At 66.5% G+C, this 18147-nt stretch carries 17 protein-coding genes and 1 pseudogene; 11 read left to right on the top strand and 7 right to left on the bottom strand.

Annotated features, from left to right (window positions below; all coding sequences use genetic code 11):
* Positions 1-257 precede the first annotated feature (257 nt).
* Complete coding sequence (locus tag KIT79_15875; GenBank protein MCW5830784.1) at positions 258-1133, top strand: hypothetical protein; 876 nt, start codon at positions 258-260, stop codon at positions 1131-1133.
* A 397-nt stretch (positions 1134-1530) separates the two neighbouring features.
* Here the strand turns inward: KIT79_15875 and KIT79_15870 are convergent, their stop codons facing one another.
* Genes KIT79_15870 through KIT79_15860 form a run of 3 tightly spaced genes read right to left on the bottom strand, consistent with a single transcriptional unit; the run spans position 1531 to position 5197 of the window.
* Positions 1531-2235: a pirin family protein gene (locus KIT79_15870; GenBank protein ID MCW5830783.1), complete on the bottom strand. Its 705-nt coding sequence runs from the start codon at positions 2233-2235 to the stop codon at positions 1531-1533.
* Positions 2232-3932 (bottom strand): glycosyltransferase family 39 protein, encoded by a 1701-nt coding sequence (locus KIT79_15865; protein MCW5830782.1) that lies wholly within the window; start codon positions 3930-3932, stop codon positions 2232-2234. Before KIT79_15865 ends, KIT79_15870 begins: the two co-directional genes overlap by 4 nt.
* 8 nt (positions 3933-3940) lie before the next feature.
* The gene (locus tag KIT79_15860; protein ID MCW5830781.1) at positions 3941-5197 is read right to left on the bottom strand and encodes a patatin-like phospholipase family protein; all 1257 of its coding nucleotides are present in this window, start codon (positions 5195-5197) and stop codon (positions 3941-3943) included.
* Positions 5198-5368: 171 nt separating this feature from the next.
* Here KIT79_15860 and KIT79_15855 point away from each other — a divergent pair, with 171 nt between their 5' ends.
* Together KIT79_15855 and KIT79_15850 are read left to right on the top strand one after the other, a co-directional pair.
* Positions 5369-5860, top strand: coding sequence for a DUF2203 domain-containing protein (locus KIT79_15855; protein ID MCW5830780.1), 492 nt, complete (start codon positions 5369-5371; stop codon positions 5858-5860).
* Positions 5861-5954: 94 nt separating this feature from the next.
* Complete coding sequence (locus KIT79_15850) at positions 5955-6653, top strand: SDR family oxidoreductase (protein ID MCW5830779.1); 699 nt, start codon at positions 5955-5957, stop codon at positions 6651-6653.
* Between the two features lie 145 nt (positions 6654-6798).
* On the opposite strand, the gene KIT79_15845 is transcribed toward KIT79_15850, so the two are convergent.
* Positions 6799-8028, bottom strand: a complete 1230-nt coding sequence (locus tag KIT79_15845) for a hypothetical protein (GenBank protein ID MCW5830778.1) — start codon at positions 8026-8028, stop codon at positions 6799-6801.
* Positions 8029-8436: 408 nt separating this feature from the next.
* On the opposite strand from KIT79_15845, the gene KIT79_15840 reads away from it, so the two are divergent.
* Positions 8437-9591 carry an alanine--glyoxylate aminotransferase family protein gene (locus KIT79_15840; GenBank protein ID MCW5830777.1) on the top strand — a complete coding sequence of 385 codons (1155 nt, stop codon included), beginning with the start codon at positions 8437-8439 and terminating at the stop codon, positions 9589-9591.
* Between the two features lie 12 nt (positions 9592-9603).
* Here KIT79_15840 and KIT79_15835 read toward each other — a convergent pair whose 3' ends face one another.
* From KIT79_15835 to KIT79_15825, 3 genes are all read right to left on the bottom strand, one after another.
* Positions 9604-9906, bottom strand: coding sequence for a virulence factor (locus KIT79_15835; protein MCW5830776.1), 303 nt, complete (start codon positions 9904-9906; stop codon positions 9604-9606).
* The gene (locus KIT79_15830; protein ID MCW5830775.1) at positions 9906-10112 is read right to left on the bottom strand and encodes a DUF5397 family protein; all 207 of its coding nucleotides are present in this window, start codon (positions 10110-10112) and stop codon (positions 9906-9908) included. Before KIT79_15830 ends, KIT79_15835 begins: the two co-directional genes overlap by 1 nt.
* A 409-nt stretch (positions 10113-10521) precedes the next feature.
* Positions 10522-11064, bottom strand: coding sequence for a hypothetical protein (locus KIT79_15825; protein ID MCW5830774.1), 543 nt, complete (start codon positions 11062-11064; stop codon positions 10522-10524).
* 378 nt (positions 11065-11442) lie between these two features.
* Between KIT79_15825 and KIT79_15820 the strand changes: the two genes are divergently transcribed.
* The 7 genes and pseudogenes from KIT79_15820 to vsr all read left to right on the top strand — a co-directional run bounded on the left by KIT79_15820 (position 11443) and on the right by vsr (position 17919).
* Entirely contained in the window at positions 11443-11814 is a 372-nt protein-coding gene (locus tag KIT79_15820; GenBank protein ID MCW5830773.1) for a response regulator transcription factor, read from the top strand.
* Between the two features lie 96 nt (positions 11815-11910).
* A complete protein-coding gene (gene serA / locus KIT79_15815; protein ID MCW5830772.1) occupies positions 11911-13506 on the top strand; it encodes a phosphoglycerate dehydrogenase in 1596 nt (531 codons plus the stop codon).
* Between the two features lie 20 nt (positions 13507-13526).
* Positions 13527-14549, top strand: a complete 1023-nt coding sequence (locus KIT79_15810; GenBank protein ID MCW5830771.1) for an ATP phosphoribosyltransferase regulatory subunit — start codon at positions 13527-13529, stop codon at positions 14547-14549.
* A gap of 6 nt (positions 14550-14555) precedes the next feature.
* A complete protein-coding gene (locus tag KIT79_15805) occupies positions 14556-15878 on the top strand; it encodes an adenylosuccinate synthase (GenBank protein ID MCW5830770.1) in 1323 nt (440 codons plus the stop codon).
* Positions 15879-15967: 89 nt separating this feature from the next.
* Positions 15968-16930 (top strand): annotated as a pseudogene (dcm, locus tag KIT79_15800) (DNA (cytosine-5-)-methyltransferase).
* 65 nt (positions 16931-16995) lie between these two features.
* Positions 16996-17505, top strand: coding sequence for an HNH endonuclease (locus KIT79_15795; GenBank protein ID MCW5830769.1), 510 nt, complete (start codon positions 16996-16998; stop codon positions 17503-17505).
* Positions 17506-17919 (top strand): DNA mismatch endonuclease Vsr, encoded by a 414-nt coding sequence (gene vsr, locus KIT79_15790; GenBank protein ID MCW5830768.1) that lies wholly within the window; start codon positions 17506-17508, stop codon positions 17917-17919.
* The last annotated feature ends 228 nt before the right edge of the window (positions 17920-18147 follow it).

Below are 18147 nucleotides of genomic sequence, written 5' to 3'. Positions count from 1 at the left end.
ATAAGGGTCGCGGCCCTCTCCAGGAACTGGAGAGGGCGGGAACAGAAAACCTCACCCCCGCCCTCACTGGCACCCCCTCTCCGGTTCCCGGAGAGGGGGCCGGGGGGTGAGGCCTCCTCGCCAGCCGCCGGGGGGTGAGGCCCTAATGGCGGTGAGGCCGGTGTGTTTTTTCTGTTGCACCAAAGTGAAGCACTGCTCTAGGATGCCGCGCAAATGATTTGAACCCCCGGCTCGCCGGGCAAACGAAAGGGAAAACCATGAACTTCAACTCAATCAGGCGGACCGGCCTCGCGCTCGCCGCCATCACGACACTTGGCCTTGCCGCGTGCAGCGACAGCAAGGGGATCACGCTGGAGCCGGGCAAATACACCATCGGCGGCGTGGTCGGTAACAAGAACGAGCCGGCCTCCGTGTCGCCGTCTGATTTCGCTTTCTACCCGGACTGGTACTACTGGGCCGACATCACGATCGGCGCCGACCTGACCGTGAGCGGCAGGCTGACCACCTTTGAATGGTTACCCGAGTCGCTGCCCGACGTTGATGACTTCATCGAGTTCCACGACGTGACCGGCGAGGTGACGGGCGACACCTTCACGGCGACCGCCGAGGACACCTACTACGGCGACATCACGGTGACGGGCACGGTATCGGCCGACGGGACGCTGTCGATTTCGACCACCAGCTCGGAATCGGATCTCGTGGCAACGGCCATCGGCGTGAAAAACGGCGACGAAACCGCCATCGCCTGCGGCTACAGCTGGATCGATGTAGAAACCTGGAACGGACCCAGCGTCTTCGTGATCCTGAACGACGGCGAACTGCTCGCCACGGTGGCGGGTCCGTACCTCAAGGGGACCATCACCGGCGAAGCAATCTTCGACCCGGACCTCGACTACTGTTTTGGTGACGTGGAGGGATGCCTCGATACCGACGCAAGTTCGGCCACGCTGGTGGGCCAGGTGGACTACGAGGGCATGGACAGCGAGGTGGATGTCGAACTCGACCTCACCAACAGCTATGCGGAGAATGTGAACGTGGACGTGGGCGGCACCCTCATCCAGATCTACGCGGACGACGACGGCGGCGACCTCGGCTTTCACCTCGACGCTGACACCGACGACTGCTGGGACTGATGGCTTAACGGCCTCGTCCTTTTAAAACCCCCTCTCCGCGGATTGTGGAGAGGGGGTTTTCGTTTTGGGCGGGAAGCCTCACCCCGCGCCCCTGAAGGGCCGCGGCCCTCTCCAGGAACTGGAGAGGGCGGGAACAGAAAACCACACCCCCGCCCCTTTCGGGCACCCCCTCTCCGTGACTACGGAGAGGGGGATCAAGGGGGAGTGGTCTCCCCCCTCTCCGGTTCCCGGAGAGGGGGCCGGGGGGTGAGGCAGGGAGCAGGAAGCCTCACCCCGCTCCCCTTAAAGGGTCGCGGCCCTCTCCAGGAACTGGAGAGGGCGGGAACAATCCTCTCCCCCCTCTCCGGTTCCCGGAGAGGGGGCTAGGGGGTGAGGCCTCTAATGGCGGTGAGGCCCCTCACCCCAGGTCGAACACCAGTATCTCGGCGGTGCCGTCGCCCACGCCTTCGAGGGCGAGTCTGGTCTCGTCGGCTAGGGCCGCGCCGTCGCCGTGGTCGAGGCGGGTGCCGTTGAGCGTCACCGATCCCTTGGCCACCTGCACCCAGCCGTGCCGGCCGGGGGCGAGGGCGAGTTCGGCCTTCTGGCCCCTGTCCAGCAGCGAGGCGTAGAGGCTCACGTCCTGATGCACCGTCACCGACCCCTCGCGGCCGTCGCGGCTGGCGATGAGCCGGAGCTTCCCCCGGCGCGATTCCGGCGGAAAGGCCGTCTGCTCGTAGCCGGGCTCAAGCCCCCCGCGCTCCGGCAGGATCCAGATCTGGAGCAGGCGGCACCGTTCGGACTCGCTCGCGTTGAACTCGCTGTGCCGGATTCCGGTGCCCGCCGTCATGCGCTGCGCCTCGCCGGGGCGGATCACCGACCCGTTGCCGAGGCTGTCCTTGTGCTGGAGCGCGCCGTCCAGCACCCAGGTGACGATCTCCATGTCACTGTGCCCGTGGGTGGGAAAACCCGCCGACGGCGCGACGATGTCGTCGTTGATGACGCGCAGGGAGCGGAACCCCATGTGCGCCGGGTCCTGGTACTGCGCGAACGAAAAGGTGTGCCAGGTGTCGAGCCAGCCGTGGCTGGCGTGCCCCCGGTCGCTGCTCTTGCGGACGGTGATCATGGTAAAACTCCTTCTCCGGTTTCCGGCTGTTGCGAGGTATAGATGGCGACCCACAGGGACGAGCGGGGGCGGTAGCCCTTCGCCTCCTCCCCGAACCGGTAAACGGTGCGGCCGGGACCGATGAGGTCCACGACTCCTGCCGATTCGAGCCTGCCAGACTGAAGTTGCGCCTCGAACCAGCCAAAGACCAGTCCATGCGAATCTTTTCGGGGCAACCACGACGTCGGGACATTCACGAACACCCACGCGGCGGGTCGGGCTGCCTCCACCTGCCGGATGAACTCCTGCTGCATGGACTCCGAGAACGGGTGCGGTTCCATGAGAGCATAGGTATACAGATATCCCGTGGCCGACTCCCGGTCCGCATAGAAGAGAATCTGGGGCTCGGAGCCGATGATCGCCACCTTGTCAGCGGGTCCGGTGATGCTCTGGATGAACTCCGCGATGGGGAGCGATTCGGGAAACGGGTTCATGCCGTAGGACCGGCGGGACACTGCCTCCGGTGACAGCCGGAACAGGTAGCTTCCCTCGCGCCACAGCATCGGTGCCGTCAGCAGCAGCGCGGCCGCCGCCGGAACCGCCACCGCGGGCGCCTTCGGCATCAGCTTTGCGGGCAGTCCCGCCCGGCTCACGAGGTAGCCCGCGCCAAGGGCTGTCCACGGCAAAACGAGCTGGAAGTAATGGGGTCTCAGGTAGAACCCCTGGAGCAGGGCGGCGAGCGAGGCGATGGCGAAAACGGGCACGAGCCACCGGAGCCCGTGGCGGCTTTTCCCCCGCAGCGCGAGCCACACCAGTCCGGCCGCGCCCGCGATCCAGTAGGGAAGGAGCGGCCTGACCGAGTAGTTCCACCCCTGGATCAGCATTGCTTTCACGGCCTCGGGGCTGTCGGGAACGCCGTAGTGGAGCGGGTAAACGAGCGTCCAGAACATGAACCGGTCGAAATCCCCCGCAACATACTGCCAGAGGAAGACGAGCATCACCGGGAGCGCGCAACCGGCCAGCAGCCGGAAGAACTCCTCGATGATGCCGGCCTGGCCGCCGGACTCCCGCCGGGTGGCGGCGACCGCCCAGATCGCGGCCCCGGCCGCGTAGACGGCGGCGACCTGCTTCATCAGGAACGCAAGGCCGAGAGAGACGCCGGCGAGCCACAGCAGCGTGGCCGCCCGCCGGGAACCGGCGGGGGCCTCGCGCCGCCATCCGGCCAGCAGCAGCGCCGCCGCCACCACGAAGAAGTTGATGAGGTGCTCGGAGTTGCTGAACAGCCCCTGCACCCGCTCGCTGAGCGAGAGCAGGGCGAAGATGAGCGCGGCCGCGCCGCCCGTAAGGGGACCGGCGAGCCTTTTTCCCAGCAGGTAAACCACCGCCGACGTGGCGGCGATGGCCAGCGCGTAGCCGGTGCGGACCGCCTCGGCCGTCTCGCCAAACAGCTTCAGGAACAGGGCGTACACGAGGTAGAGCCCCGGCATGTGCATGCTGTAGCCGCTCACGTAGGGCGGCACGCCCCGGAGCTGCATCCGGGCGATGTAGGCGTAACCCCCCTCGTCGCGCTCGAACGGCGTTCCGGCGAGTCGGAGCCGGACCCAGAAGGTGAGCACGATCGCCGCGCCCAGAAGCGCAAGCCCCGCGTACCGTTCCATCCGGCGCCGGGGGGAGTCCGTGCCGTCCGGGGACGCCGTATCTTCGGGCGAATCGCTCACGGGATTTTTCAGGTTCCTCCGGCGGTGAGGTCACCGGCCGACGGTTCGATGACGCGGGCCTTCTCGGCCCCCTCGAAGAACCGGGCGAGGTCGTCGCGGGCGTTTTTCCCGTCCCGGTAGCCCAGGTCCATGAGCCGCCTGCAGTAGTGGCCGTCGAACAGGAGGTACGAAAGGAGGTCCGCCTCCTCGCGGCGGCCGGAGTCCAGGTAGCGCATGATGAACCGCCAGACGAGCGGCATTCCCTTGCGGAAGGAAGGCTCGCGGATCACCTCCGCGGCGATGGCGCCGAGGTCGTCCGACGGTGCGATCACCTTCAAATGAACCTTGCGCCACTGCTGGCCCCGGTGCCTGATGGCGGTCTGGGCCAGCCGCTCGGCGAAGTCGGGGCCGAATGTCTCCTCGCCGTCCTCGAGAATCTGGTTGATCCGGTCCAGCCGGTCCAGGTCGTAGTCGAGCTGGTCCAGGAACAGCGCGTTGAACAGCTTGCCGATGAGGAACGACGGCGGCGGCTGCTCCGTGTCGAACGGGAACAGCAGGGGCCTGTGGTGCTTGGAGGTCTTCAGCCGGATGACGAGGAGACGGTCCGCGCCGAGCCGGAGGGTGGGGCCGATGGGCGTGTTCTGCCGCATTCCTCCGTCGCAGAACGCCCGGCCGTCAATTCCCACCAGCGGAAACAGCAGCGGGATGGCCGAGCTGGCCAGCGCGTGCGCGCTGGTGATGACGGTCTTCTCGGCCTTGTGGCGCGAGTCGCGGGTCCAGGGCGGGAGCTGCATGCGCGAGGTCTCGACGAACGTCGTGCTGGTGCCGCTCAGGATCTCGGTGGCCGTGATGGCGAGCGACTCGAAGTGCCCCTCCTTCAGGTTGTCCTGGATTCGCTCCCACGGGACGCCGGTCCGCACGACCTCCACCAGGTGCCGCACGTCGAACAGGCTGTGGCCGAGCGCGATGCGCGTCATGCCGTTTCCGATGATCGGGATGCGGCCGAAGACGAGCAGCGGGAGCCGCAGGAGCTGGCCGATGCCGTAGTGCAGCTCGTCCCAGAGGCGCAGGTTGCTCCAGACCTTGACGAGACTGGCGATCTCGTGCGCCGGATCGTTCGAGGCCGCTGCGGCGAACCCGGCGTTGATCGCGCCTACCGAGCTTCCGCTCAGGATGTCGAAGCGGGCGTGGCGGCCGAACTCCTCGTAGATGTACTGGAGGACGCCCACCTCGTAGGCCCCGCGTGCGCCGCCGCCCGAAAGTACAAGTCCCGTCTTGCCGCGCAAACGCCGGTCGTCCTTTCCGTCCGCTGAAACCCTGAAGACTGAAGCTTAAGCCCGCGACGCCAGTATAAATGCCGCCGTGTCAACAGGCGAATGGCGGGAGGCCCCGTCCTGCGGTTTGCCCCCGGCGGCCGGACGGCCTAGATTCAGGGGGTCATGGGAAAACTGTTCAGCGTGAGCGAAGCCAACGCCTGCCTGCCGGCGCTGGAGCGGGCGTTCGAGCGCATCACCTCGCTCAGGGCCGATCTGGACGGCCACCTGGAAGAACTCCGCGTTGCCGGGATTCCCGATGTCTCCCTCTACCTGGGCGGGCAGCGCGTGGCCCCTGAATCGTGCGCCGCGCGGATCGAGATGGTGAGACGGCTCGCCTCGGTGCTGGAGGGCGAACTCCGCACGATCCTCGAAACCGGCGCTGTCGTGAAGGATATCGATCTCGGCCTCGTCGATTTCCGTGGCGTGGTGAATGGCCGCGAGGTCTGGCTCTGCTGGCGGGTGGGCGAAACCAGCGTCCGGTTCTGGCACAGCCTCGACACCGGTTTCCGCAGCCGCCGCCCGCTGCTCCGCGTCGTGGGCGAAAGGGCGGACGCCGCTTCAGGCACGCTGGATGATGACAGCGACGGCGGTCCCAACATCGTCCCCTTCATCGACCCTTCCACCTTGAACTAGGGGGCGCCTTTCCGTGACCTCGGCTTCCGGCAACCTCTATCCCGGCCGCAAGCGCGCCGTCGTCACCGGCGCGGCGAGCGGCATCAACGCCGAGGTGGCCCGCCTGCTGGCCCTGAAGGGTTTTTCGGTGGCGCTCATTGACCGCTCGGAAGCCTCGCTCGACGCCGTTCACGGCGCGTGCCCCACGGGGGACCACCGCGCGCTGCGCGCCGACGTGACGAACTACGGCGACCTGGAACGCGCCGCCCGCGAACTCGACGGCTGGGGCCCGGCGGATTTTCTCGTCGCCGGGGCGGGCGTCCTCTACACGGGCGACTTTCTCCAGATCAACGCCCGCGCCGCCGAGACCACCCTGCGGGTGAACCTCATGGGGGCGATCTATACGGTCAAGGCGTTCGAGCGGCACCTCCGCCGGGGTTCGGTCGTCACGATGATCAGCTCCATCGCCGGGTTCCGGGGAGCCGAGCAGTTTTCCGTCTACGGCGCGAGCAAGGCGGGCGTCATCGGCTTCGCGCAGGCGCTGCGCGCCGAGTGGGAAGACCGCGGCATCCGCGTCCACACTGTCGCGCCGCCCCCGGCCAACACGCCGATGGTACAGTCGCTCGCCGAAAAGCCCCGCGTCTACTCGCGCCTGAAGATGCTCACGGCCACCGGCGTCGCCACCACCATCGTCGGCACCCTCGATGGCGGCGATCTCGTCGTCTACTGCGACCGGATGTCGGCCGCCATGCACACCCTGAACCGCCTCGCCCCCGGCCTCTCCGCCTGGATATCGAGAAAACTGTCGAGGTAGGGGGCCTCACCCCCCAGCCCCCTCTCCGGGAACCGGAGAGGGGGAGGATGAGGCAGCGCGCCCGTCTTTCCCCGCCCTCTCCAGTTCCTGGAGAGGGCCGCGCCGTTGAGGCGCGGGGTGAGGCAGCGCGCCATGAGGCAGTCCCCTACCTCCTTACCCGTCCCGGTCCTTTCGGCGCGTCGGGGAGTGCGCCGTCCCGCCCGCTCACCTCCATCACGGGGACGCCGCCGGGGAGGAAACCGCCGGAGGGCTCCAGCGGGTCGCCGCGCCGTTCCCGCCATTCGGGCAGAATCGCCGCGAGCCGCCGCTCCCACAGCATCGCCAGGTATTCGTGGCCGTAGCGGTTGGGCTGCACGGGCGTCTCGAACAGTCCGGTGTCGTTCGTCTCAGGCGGGGGGAGGCCGGTTTCCTCGGCGATGCGGCGGCGGGCGTCGTCGATCTCCGTCTGGGTGCGGTGGACGAGGAGATACTCGGCATAGTGGAACCGGTTGGCCTCCGGGTCCGGGTCCATCGAGCGGACGGCGGCGAGATCCACCTCCTGCCGCCTCAGTTCCGGCATGAACTCCACGGCGAGCGCCCCCTGCGAGCGGGCGTGCTGGGCCACCGCCACCGAATCGGCCGAGGTGAAGTCGGTGGGCAGCACGGCAAGCAGCACGTTCTGGGGCGCGGTGATCCGGAGCAGCCGGTCGATGAGAAGCTCGCGCTCGATGCGGCTCACCCGCGGCACCGGGTGGTCCGGGCCGCGCCCGGGCGGCAGGAGCCGCCGGCCGAGCCTCACCAGCCCGGAGGTTTCGGCCATCTGCCGCCACTTTCCCGCCCCCGACAGCCGGTACTGCACCCACGAGGCGTCCGACCGCCCGGAGGGCACGGCGTCCATCGCCCCGGCGGCGACGATCAGGAGATCGAGGTGCAAACCGGGCAGCTCCTTTTCCACCAGCCGGTAGACCTGGAAGGTGGAAAAACCAGGCACCGAGAAGTTGATGATGTCGGCGGCGGGGCCGCTGCCGGTCCCGTTGCCGGAGGTGACGAACCGCTCCGAAAGCCGCGCCGCCAGTCTCGACGGAAACGAAAGCTCCGGCCGTCCGCCGGGGCCAACGCCCACCGTGTCGCCCGCGACCAGTACCCGGAACCCCGCCGCCCCGGGATCCGGGGGCGTGCGCCAGGTGTCCAGCCGCGAGCGCAGTGCCCGCACGGCCTCCGGCGGCAGGTGGGCCGTGGGGTTCCAGATGAACTGCGGATCGAACTGCGCGCTGAACTGGACCGGCACCGCGCACTTCGCGCACAGCCGGTCGAGCGCCGGCCGGAGCGCGAGATCAATAGCCGCCACCGCCGCCAGCGAGACGGAAACGGCAAGAACGGCGCGGCGGCGGATCATAATCTTTCCAGTCTACCCGGAAACGGGGGGAACCACACGCGCGGCCTCACCCCCTTGCCTCCTCTCCGGGAACCGGAGAGGGGGAGGATGAGACAGTACGCCCGTCTTTCCCCGCCCTCTCCAGTTCCTGGAGAGGGCCGCGCCGTTCAGGCGCGGGGTGAGGCAGTTTCTCCTCCGCGGCCTCACCCCCTTGCCCCCTCTCCGGGAACCGGAGAGGGGGAGGATGAGGCAGTACGCCCGTCTTTCCCCGCCCTCTCCAGGAACTGGAGAGGGCCACGCCGTTGAGGCGCGGGGTGAGGCCCCTTTGACACCCTCCGCCGTCCAAACTAAGCGATACACCCCCACGGCGGAGCGGCCTGAAAAACGGCCGGTCCGCCCGGAAATATCCCTTTCGCGGAGTTTTGCCCCATGCTGAAGAACCGCCTCCTCACCCCCGGTCCGGTCGCCGTCCACGAGGGCGCGCTCACCGAGATGTCCCGCCCGCTGATGCACCACCGGACGCCGCAGTTCTCGGCGATCTTCCGGGAGTGCGCCACGGGGCTCAAGACCGTTTTCGGCACGAAGCAGGACGTGCTCATCCTCGCCGGGAGCGGCTCGCTCGCCATGACCGGCGCCGTTTCCAACCTCTGCTCCCCCGGCGACACCGTCATCACCGTGAACGGCGGCAAGTTCGGCGAGCGGTGGACGAAGATCGCCCAGAAATACGGCCTCAACGTGCTGGAACTGCCGGTCGAGTGGGGCCACCCGGTCAATCCCGCCGAGGTGAAAAAGCTCCTCGACGCCAACCCCAGTACCCGCGCCGTCTACATGACCGCGAGCGAGACCTCCACCGCCACCGCCCATCCGGTAAAAGAGGTCGCCGCGCTCACGAAAAACCTCCCCGGCACCGCGCTCGTCGTGGACGGCATCACCGCCGTCGGCGCGATCCCCCTGCCGATGGACGAGTGGGGCGTGGACGTGCTCGTCTCCGGCAGCCAGAAGGCGTTTATGCTCCCGCCGGGGCTCGCCTTCGCGGCGCTGTCCGAAAAGGCCTGGAAGCTCACCGAGACGGCCAAGCTCCCGCGCTTCTACGAGGACTTCAAAAAGGAACGGGCCGCCCTGAAGGACGACACCTCCGCCTGGACCCCCGCCGTGAGCCTCATCGTGGGCCTGCGCGAGGTGCTCAAGTCGTTCGAGGCCGAGGGGATGGAAAAACGGCTCGCCGCCACGGCGCTTCTCGCAAAAGCCACCCGCGCCGGGTGCGAGGCGATGGGCCTGCCCATCTACTCAAAAAGCCCCTCCGACTCGGTGACGGCCGCCGTGCTGCCCGACGCCGTCCCCGCCGGCAAGCTCGTCAAATACATGCGCGACAAACTCGGCGTCGCCATGGCCGCCGGACAGGACGCCATCAAGGACCGCGTCGTGCGGATCTCCCACATGGGGTTCCTGGACGGCTTCGACATGCTGACCGCGCTCTCGGCCCTCGAAACCGGCCTCACGCAGTTCGGCCACAAGGTCGAACTCGGCAAGGGCCCCGCCGCCGCCCAGCGCCTCCTCATCGCCGGAGCCCCGGCGGCGAAGTAGGGGGTCATACGTTCAGCCAGATCTCGGCGGGGCAGAGGCACCCTTTACCGTTGCTGTAAAGTCCGACCACTGCTCAACACGGAACGCACGGATGTCCCGTACGCTGGGCGGAAACCAGGGCAATGCGATCAGCGCCTGGATGGCGCGAAAGAGGACGCTCATATCCTCCTGATCAAGTATATATAGGCTTCCTTGTGCCCATTGGAAACCGTGATCGATGAGTACATTCTTTATCTCTAAATACGCACCGGAGACGTGACCCTGCCAGTGCCGGCGCAACTCTGCCATTTCCAGGTCAAACGCAAGGGCGTACATCACCTGGCCTCGGGATCAGCAAGAACGTCCTCTAGGCGCACAGTGGTCTTGGCACCAGTCTCCGGAACCTCGACATCGACAAGTGTGACGGGTCCCTCCTTGCGCATGGTGAGGATTTCATAAACAGGGCCGTATTCGCCGAAACGCCGGAATGTGCCTACTAGCGAATTCGCGTCAACCGGTTGCTGGGGCAGGGGTGTCGCCATTTATCGTCTCCGTCCTCATTGCTAACGACGGCAAATTATGGTCCGCCATTGGGAGCAAGGCAAGATAATGGCCGCCGCCCAGCGCCTCCTCATCGCCGGGGCCCCGGCGGCGAAGTAGGGGGATGGCTATTTCCGTTCGCCTGCCATTCCGGCAACTGCGGCCTTCAGTACCTGCATGCATATTTCGGCAGTATGCATATCCGGGTTAAATCTGGACGCACGCTGCTGATAGGGGTGGATGTAGTTTCGGAACTCCCGCAATACATGACTGAACTTTTGGTCATCTAGCTTCAGTAAACCCAATTCACATGCAACATCGATGAATTGGGCCAATGTCCACTCCTGAAAATGCTTAGCTTTCCCGTCCTTACCCTTTGGTCTGCACGCGGCGGAATTGAACCTGGCCGGTTCATGCGATGCGAAGCCAAGGAGTACGCCTTCGAGAATACTGCCACACAAAAAAAATCGTGGCGAGCGGTGCTTTGCTGTCAAGAGTCCGTGTGGCTTCTTTCAACCGCTGCTCAAGTAGTTCGATCATATCAGCCTCAATGGGCAACTGTTTGAAAGATATGTTCCCAAAATCACGTCTCAGGAATTCTTCCTCAGGCGAGAGGTTGGGCTTTCCTAACAGCCGGTTGGCAATTACTTGTGCCTGATTGTATCTCGCTTCGATATCCTCACTCTCGAATACGGGGTTCAATACTTTCCAGTAGGCGAGCATTTCGTGAAGAGCCCTGCCTACAATCGGGTCCGATTCTTTCTCCCAGAATGTGCGGAGACGCTTTCCCTTGGAGCCACTACCAGAATGATATTTGTCGGCCCAGATATCGATATTTACTGTTTGGCGAAAAAATGTACGAAACGTGTCATTGGAAAAATCGAGTACGTACCCGCTAGCCATTCCAAACAGGTCTTCTAATAGTTTGGCTTCGGCTGGCTTGAGGCTACTCACACCCTCTCCCTCGTCACTTTCCCAAACAGCACGCCACTTGGCGCACCGGCCGGAAACGGCCCGCGTTGGTTTGGAAAACCGTCAATAGCCCCTGCGCTCATTTTGGCTCTTGCGCGTGTGGAGCGTCAATCCGGCTTATCCCTTTCTTCTCTCCCTCCCCCTCCTCCCCGTCCTTGAAATCCCCCGCACCGGCGAAGTAGGTTTTTCCCGCCGATTGAGGGAACACGACTTCCCCGGCTGCTTCCGCAGCCACCCCCTCACTCATGCGAGGGGGAGTTCAGGGGCCGCTCCTTATCCTCCATCCCCTCATGTGAGTTGAGGGGGTGCCCGCAGGGCGGGGGAGTGGAGTCCGGTTCCGGGGGAACGAGGTCGAACGGGATGTCCGCAAAGCCGAAAATATTCGTGATCGACGACGACGCGGCGATGCTGACGCTCCTGGAGCGCACCCTCCAGATGGCCTCCTACGAGGTCCAGATCTCCGCCGAGGTGCTCGGCACGGCCCAGCGGATCCGCCAGTTCGACCCCGACCTCGTCGTCATTGACCACCAGATGCCCGCCCTCACGGGCGAGAACCTGATCCGCATCATCCGCCGCCACCCCGGCGGCAGGCCCCGCATCGTCATGTTCTCGGCCCTGCCCCGGCAGGAGATGGAACTGAGGGCCCTGGACGCCGGGGCCGACGCCTACGTGTGCAAGACCGACGGCATGACCGAACTGCTTTCGGCCGTCTCCCGGCTCTTGCGGAATTAGCCCGCCCGCTGTAAACGGTTCTCGCCGGTGGGGGCGGCCGGGTCCGTTTGGGGCCCTGCCACCCGTCCGGTTTCGCGCTTCTGGAGAGGTTTTCCCTTGGGCATTTACAAGGTACTGGTCGCCGACCCCCTCGCTGACGAGGGGCTACAGATACTGAAAAGCCAGAAGGAACTGGCCGTCACCGTCCGCACGGGGATGAAGCCGGAGGAACTCATTGAGGAGATTCCCGGCTACGACGCGCTGGTCGTCCGCAGCGAGTCCCGCGTGACGAAGGAAGTCATCGCTGCGGGCAAAAGCCTCAAAGTCGTGGGGCGCGCCGGCATCGGCGTGGACAACATCGACTGCGACGCGGCCACCGGCCGCGGCATCGTCGTGATGAACACGCCGGGCGGGAACTCCACCACCACGGCCGAGCACACCGTCTCGCTCATGATGAGCATGGCGCGGATGATCCCGCAGGCGACGGCGAGCCTGCGCGCCGGGAAGTGGGACAAAAAGAAGTTCAAGGGCGTCGAGCTCGCCGGCAAGACGCTGGGGCTCGTCGGCATCGGCAACATCGGCGGCATCGTCGCCGACCGGGCCATCGGCCTCAAGATGAAGGTGATCGCCTACGACCCGTTCATCACCCCTGAGCGCGCCGCCAGCATGGGCGTCGAGATCGTGGAGCTGGACGACGTGTTCCGCCGGGCCGACTTCATCTCCGTCCACACGCCGCTGAACGACCAGACCCGCGGCGTCGTCGGGAAGCGCGCCATCGAACTCATGAAAAAGGGCGTCCGGATCATCAACTGCGCGCGGGGCGGGATCGTGGACGAGGCCGCCCTCGTCGAGGGGCTGGAGTCGGGCAAGGTGGCCGGGGCCGCCCTCGACGTGTTCGTCGAGGAGCCGCCGCCCCCCGACCACCCGCTGCTCCGCCGCGAGGACGTGATCTTCACGCCGCACCTGGGGGCCTCCACCACCGAGGCGCAGATCCAGGTCTCCATCCAGATCGCGCAGCAGATCGCCGACTATCTCGTCAAGGGCGTCGTCATGGCGGCCGTGAACAGCCCGGCGATCAGCGCCGAGCTGGCGCCGGTCCTGCGGCCCTATATCCGGCTCGCCGAGCGCATGGGCTCGTTCCACGCGCAGATCCACCCCGAAGGGTTCGAGGCGATCCAGATCGAGTACGGCGGCGCGGTGGCGGACCTCGACACCAAGCCGCTCACGGTGGCCGCCCTCCGGGGCCTCATGCACGGCCTCGGCAACGAGTCGGTGAACTACGTGAACGCGCCGGTGATGGTAAAAGCCCGCGGCATCCCGGTGACGGAGACGAAAACCAGCACCGCCACCGACTACGCCTCCTATATCCGCATCATCACGCAGCACCGGGACCGCCCGCCGCAGCTCCTCGAAGGCGCGCTGTTCGGCAAGGACGACCCGCGCATCGTCAGGATCAACGATGTCTCGGTCGAGGCCCGGCCGGAGGGCGCGATGCTCGTCTTCACGAACCTCGACCGCCCCGGCGTCATCGGCAACGTGGGCCGCTTGATGGAGAAGTACAAGGTGAACGTGGCCAATCTCACCCTGGGGCGCGACCAGCCGGGCGGGAAGGCCATTTCGATCGTCTCCATCGACGCCGCCGCCCCGGGCGAGGCGTTGACAGAGATGGCCGGTTTGCCCAACATCGAGACAGTCTTCCAGGTGAAGTTCTAGGGCAGAGTTCCGGGTAACACGTGCAGAACACGCTCCACCGCACACGCCTTCCGGCGGGTTTCCGCGACCACGGCCCGGAAACGACGGCGCGCCTCCAGCGTTACTGGCGGCGGCTCGACGCGCTGTTCGCCCGGAAGGGCTACCGGCGCGTCATCACGGCGTCGGTGGAGAACTTCGAGGTGCTCCGGCCCGGCCTCGGCGAGCGGTCGCTCGGCAACACCTTCCGGCTCATTGACCCGGTGACGGGGGAAACCCTCGCCTTCCGGCCGGACTTCACCCCGCAGGTGGCGCGCCTGTTTGCCTCCGGTGTGCTCGGCCGTGATCTCCCCGTGCGCGTCTCCTACCGGGGGGCGGTGCTCCGGCGCGAGGGGGCAGGGGGGCTTTCCGGGGCGCGGGAGATCCACCAGGTCGGGGCCGAGCTGATCGGGACGAAAACCGGCGCGAAGGCCGGAGAGGCCGACGCCGAGATCGTCGCGCTCGCCTGGGAAACCCTGAAAGCAGCCCGCCCGGACGCCGTCATAGACATCGGCCACGCCGGAATCGTGGCGAAACTCGTTGACGCGGCCCGCATCCCCGAAAGGGAACGGGACGAGGTGATCGGCTGGATCGTCCGCAAGGAGGCGTTCGAGATCGAACGCTGGGCGAAAGGTTCGGCCCCGCGCCTCAGGCTCGCCGTGCTCACCCGCACCTGGGGAACCTTCGCCGAGGCAAGCCGCGCCGCGAAGGGGTGGGGCGGCATCGTGGGACGCGAGCTTACCGGACTTGCCGCGCTGGACCGGGCGCTCGAAAAACGGCGCGTGCGGCGGTCGTACGACCTCGGCCTCGCCGACGGATTCGAATACTACACCGGCATTTTGTTCCGGGGGTATCTCCCCGGCGCCGCGGAGGCCGTCCTGAAGGGCGGCCGCTACGACCGGCTCTGCGGGAACTACGGGCGCGAGGCCCCGGCCGTGGGGTTCGCGCTCGATTCGGAGGCCGCCGCGCTGGGGGCGGTCCCGAAAGGCCCGGCCGCGAAAGCCGCAGCGAAGAAAGGGAAGCGGTAACTACAGATGCCGAGCGTCGTGATGGTCGGCGCCCAGTGGGGCGACGAGGGCAAGGGCAAGGTCGTGGACTACTACACCCGCGCCTCGGACGCCGTGGTGCGATACCAGGGCGGGAACAACGCAGGCCACACGCTCGTCGTGCGCGGCCAGAAGAAGGTCCTGCACCTGATCCCCTCGGGCATCCTGCACCGGAGGAAAACCTGCTTCATCGGCAACGGCGTCGTCATTGATCCCGTCGTGCTGTTCGGGGAGATCGAGGACCTGAAGGCGGAAGGGCATCTGAAGACGCCCAGACAGCTCCGCATCAGCGACCGTGCCCACATCATCTTCGACTACCACCGCATCCTCGACGCCGCGCAGGAGAAATCCCACGGCAAGGGGGCCATCGGCACCACCGGGCGCGGCATCGGCCCGGCCTACGCCGACAAGACCGCCCGCATCGGCATCCGCGTGGCCGAGTTCATCGACCCGGTGAAGCTGCGCGAGCGGCTCGACGCCATCCTCCCCGTGCGCCACGAGATGCTGGAAAAGATCTACGGCACCCGCTGCCCCGGCGTCAGCGAGGTTGTACGCGAATACCAACCGCTCGCCGAGAAGCTCATCCCCTACGTGGAGGACACGGGAGCCACCCTCTCGAAGATGATCTCGTCCGGAAAGCGCATCCTGTTCGAGGGCGCGCAGGGGACGATGCTCGACATCGACCAGGGGACCTACCCCTACGTCACCAGTTCCAGCACCGTCGCCGGCGGCGCCTGCACCGGCTCCGGCGTCGGCCCCACGGCGATCGATTCGGTCATCGGCGTCACCAAGGCCTACACGACCCGCGTCGGCGCGGGGCCGTTCCCCACGGAACTGCCCGAGGGCGACCCGGTGGGGGAGCACCTCTCCAGCACCGGGGCGGAGTTCGGCGCGACGACGGGCCGCCGCCGCCGCTGCGGCTGGCTCGACATGGTGGTGCTGCGCCACTCGGTCCGCGTGAACGGCCTCACCGGCATCGTCATCACCAAGCTCGACGTGCTGAGGGGCCTGAAGGAACTGAAAGTCGCCGTCGCCTACAAACTCGACGGGAAGAAGATCGACGCCCCGCCGGCCTCGCCCATTGATCTTGGCCGCTGCGAGCCCGTCTACCGGACCTTCAAGGGGTTCGACGAGGAGACGCGCCATGCCCGCACGCTGCGCCAGCTCCCCAAAAACGCCCGCGCCTACGTGGAGGCGATGCAGGAACTCTCAGGCGTCCCCGCCATCCTCGTCAGCGTCGGCCCCGACCGCGACGAGTCGATCCTCCTCGGCGACCCCTTCTGCTGCGGACGCAAGCCCGCCAGAGGGTGAGGTGAGGGGTTAGGGCGGGGGCAGTTGAAGACCCTGGGCTTCAGGAGTAAATTGCGTCCGTGCTAACCCGCAGGAAATCCAGGTCCTCCTCCCCGCTCAGTGTCTTCGAGATCTGCGCGGGCGGCGGCGGGCAGGCTTTGGGCCTCGAACAGGCGGGTTTCAGCATGGAAGGGGCCGTGGAGATCGAGGAGATCGCCTGCGAAACCCTTCGCAGCAACCGCCCCGGCTGGAAAGTGCTCAACACAGACATCCGCGAGGTTGACGGGACCGCCTGGCGGGGAATTGACCTTCTGGCGGGCGGGGTCCCCTGTCCGCCATTTTCCATCGCCGGCAAGCAGCTCGGACCGGAGGACGAGCGTGATCTTTTCCCCGAGGCCCTGCGGCTGGTGATGGAGATGGACCCGGCTGCCGTGATGCTGGAGAACGTGCGCGGTTTTGCCTCGGAAAAGTTCGATGACTACCGGAAACGGATCATCCAGAAGCTGAACCGCTGGGGATACTGGGCGGACTGGCGGGTCCTGAATGCATCGGACTATGGAGTCCCCCAGCTCCGGCCGCGGTTTATCCTTGTCGCCATCAAGCAGAAACATTCGCCGCTGTTCGAGTGGCCGGAGGCGTCTGTACGGACGCCGACGGTCTCGGAAACCATCGGAAGCCTGATGCTCTCGCGGGGCTGGAAGGGCGGAAGCTGGTGGCTGAAGAAGGCGAACGGCATTGCGCCGACGGTCGTGGGCGGCTCGCGGAAGCACGGCGGGCCTGACCTGGGGCCCACTCGCGCCCGCCGCCAGTGGGCCGAACTGGGCGTGGACGGTCTGGGAATCGGCGACGAGCCGCCCGGTGCCGGTTTCCCGGCCCGGCAGCTTCCCAAGCTGACCGTTCCGATGGTTGCCCGCATACAGGGGTTTCCGGATGAGTGGAAATTCGCCGGCCGGAAGACCGCCGCCTACCGGCAGGTTGGCAATGCATTTCCCCCTCCGGTTGCACGGGCCGTGGGGCAATCGATCGTGAACTCACTGAGGGGCGAGAAGTGGCGAAGCGCGGCAGCGGGATAAAAAAGCGCGGGGATGGGGCCCGTGCGAAGTTACGGGATTACTTTCTGGCCAATATCGGCCGGGTTCTGGATTCCTACGAGCTGCGTGAGGCAGCAGGCGGTATTACGGAATGGGCACGGCGGGTTCGCGAACTCCGCGACGAGGAAGGCTACCGCATCCTGACGAACAAGGACCGGTCGGGCCTGAAGCCGGGCGAATACCTTCTGGAAGACCCCAAGCCGGTACCGGCCTTTGCCCGTTCGATCAGTAAGGAAACCCGGTCGCTGGTGCTGGACCGGAACGGGTTTACCTGCCAGCAGTGCGGCGCGGTGGCCGGTGAGCCGCACCCCTACGACAGCGGCCGGAAAACCCGGCTTCACATCGGCCATATCATCGACAAAAGCATGGGTGGTGCCGACGAGCTTTCAAACCTGCGGGCGGTCTGTTCCGTCTGCAACGAAGGAGCGAAGAACCTGACGCTCGACCGCCCTTCGGCGCGCAAGCTGCTTATTCAGGTCCGCCGTGCCACCATCGCGGACCAGATCGCGGTTCTGGACTGGCTGAAAAGGAAGTTCCCTGCCGGGACGAGCGGGTGAATGGACTCCCTCTCTCCCCTCCGCCGCTCGGAAAACATGCGGCGCATCCGGTCCCGGCACACATCGCCGGAACTGGCAGCCCGGAAAATCGTGTCATCGCTGGGCTTCCAGTGCAGTCTTCACGGCCGGGATCTGCCCGGAAAGCCCGACCTCGTGTTCCGGACCCGGAAGAAGGCGGTTTTCGTCCACGGCTGCTTCTGGCATCTCCACGGGAACTGCCCGGACGGCCGGATTCCCCGGTCGAGAAGATCGTACTGGAAACCCAAGCTGGAGCGGAATGTCAGCCGTGACCGTCTGAACCGCCGCCGTCTGAACCGGCTCGGCTGGCGGACCCTGACCGTCTGGGAGTGCCAGATCGAAAGGCGGCCGGAATCGGTCGCCCGCCGCCTGCGCCGGTTTCTGGAAGTGGGATAAAGCCTCACCTCCTCCCGCGCTGCCTCATCCGGGCCCGGAGCCGCTGGACCGCCGGGCTCTCGCGGGGCGGCGGGGTTTCGGCCGCGGGCCGTGCCGGTTCCCCGGAAGAAACCACACCCCCGCCCTCCGGGCTCCCCCTCTCCGCAGACGCAGAGAGGGGGCCAGAAACCTCCCCCTCTCCGGTTCCCGGAGAGGGGGATAAAGGGGGTGAAGCCTCACCCCGCGACC

Source organism: Deltaproteobacteria bacterium (assembly GCA_026129095.1).
Taxonomy (GTDB): Bacteria; JAGRBM01; JAGRBM01; order JAGRBM01; family JAHCIT01; genus JAHCIT01.
The sequence above is the reverse complement of the archived record's forward strand: the minus strand, read 5'-3'. Positions and strand labels throughout refer to the sequence as shown.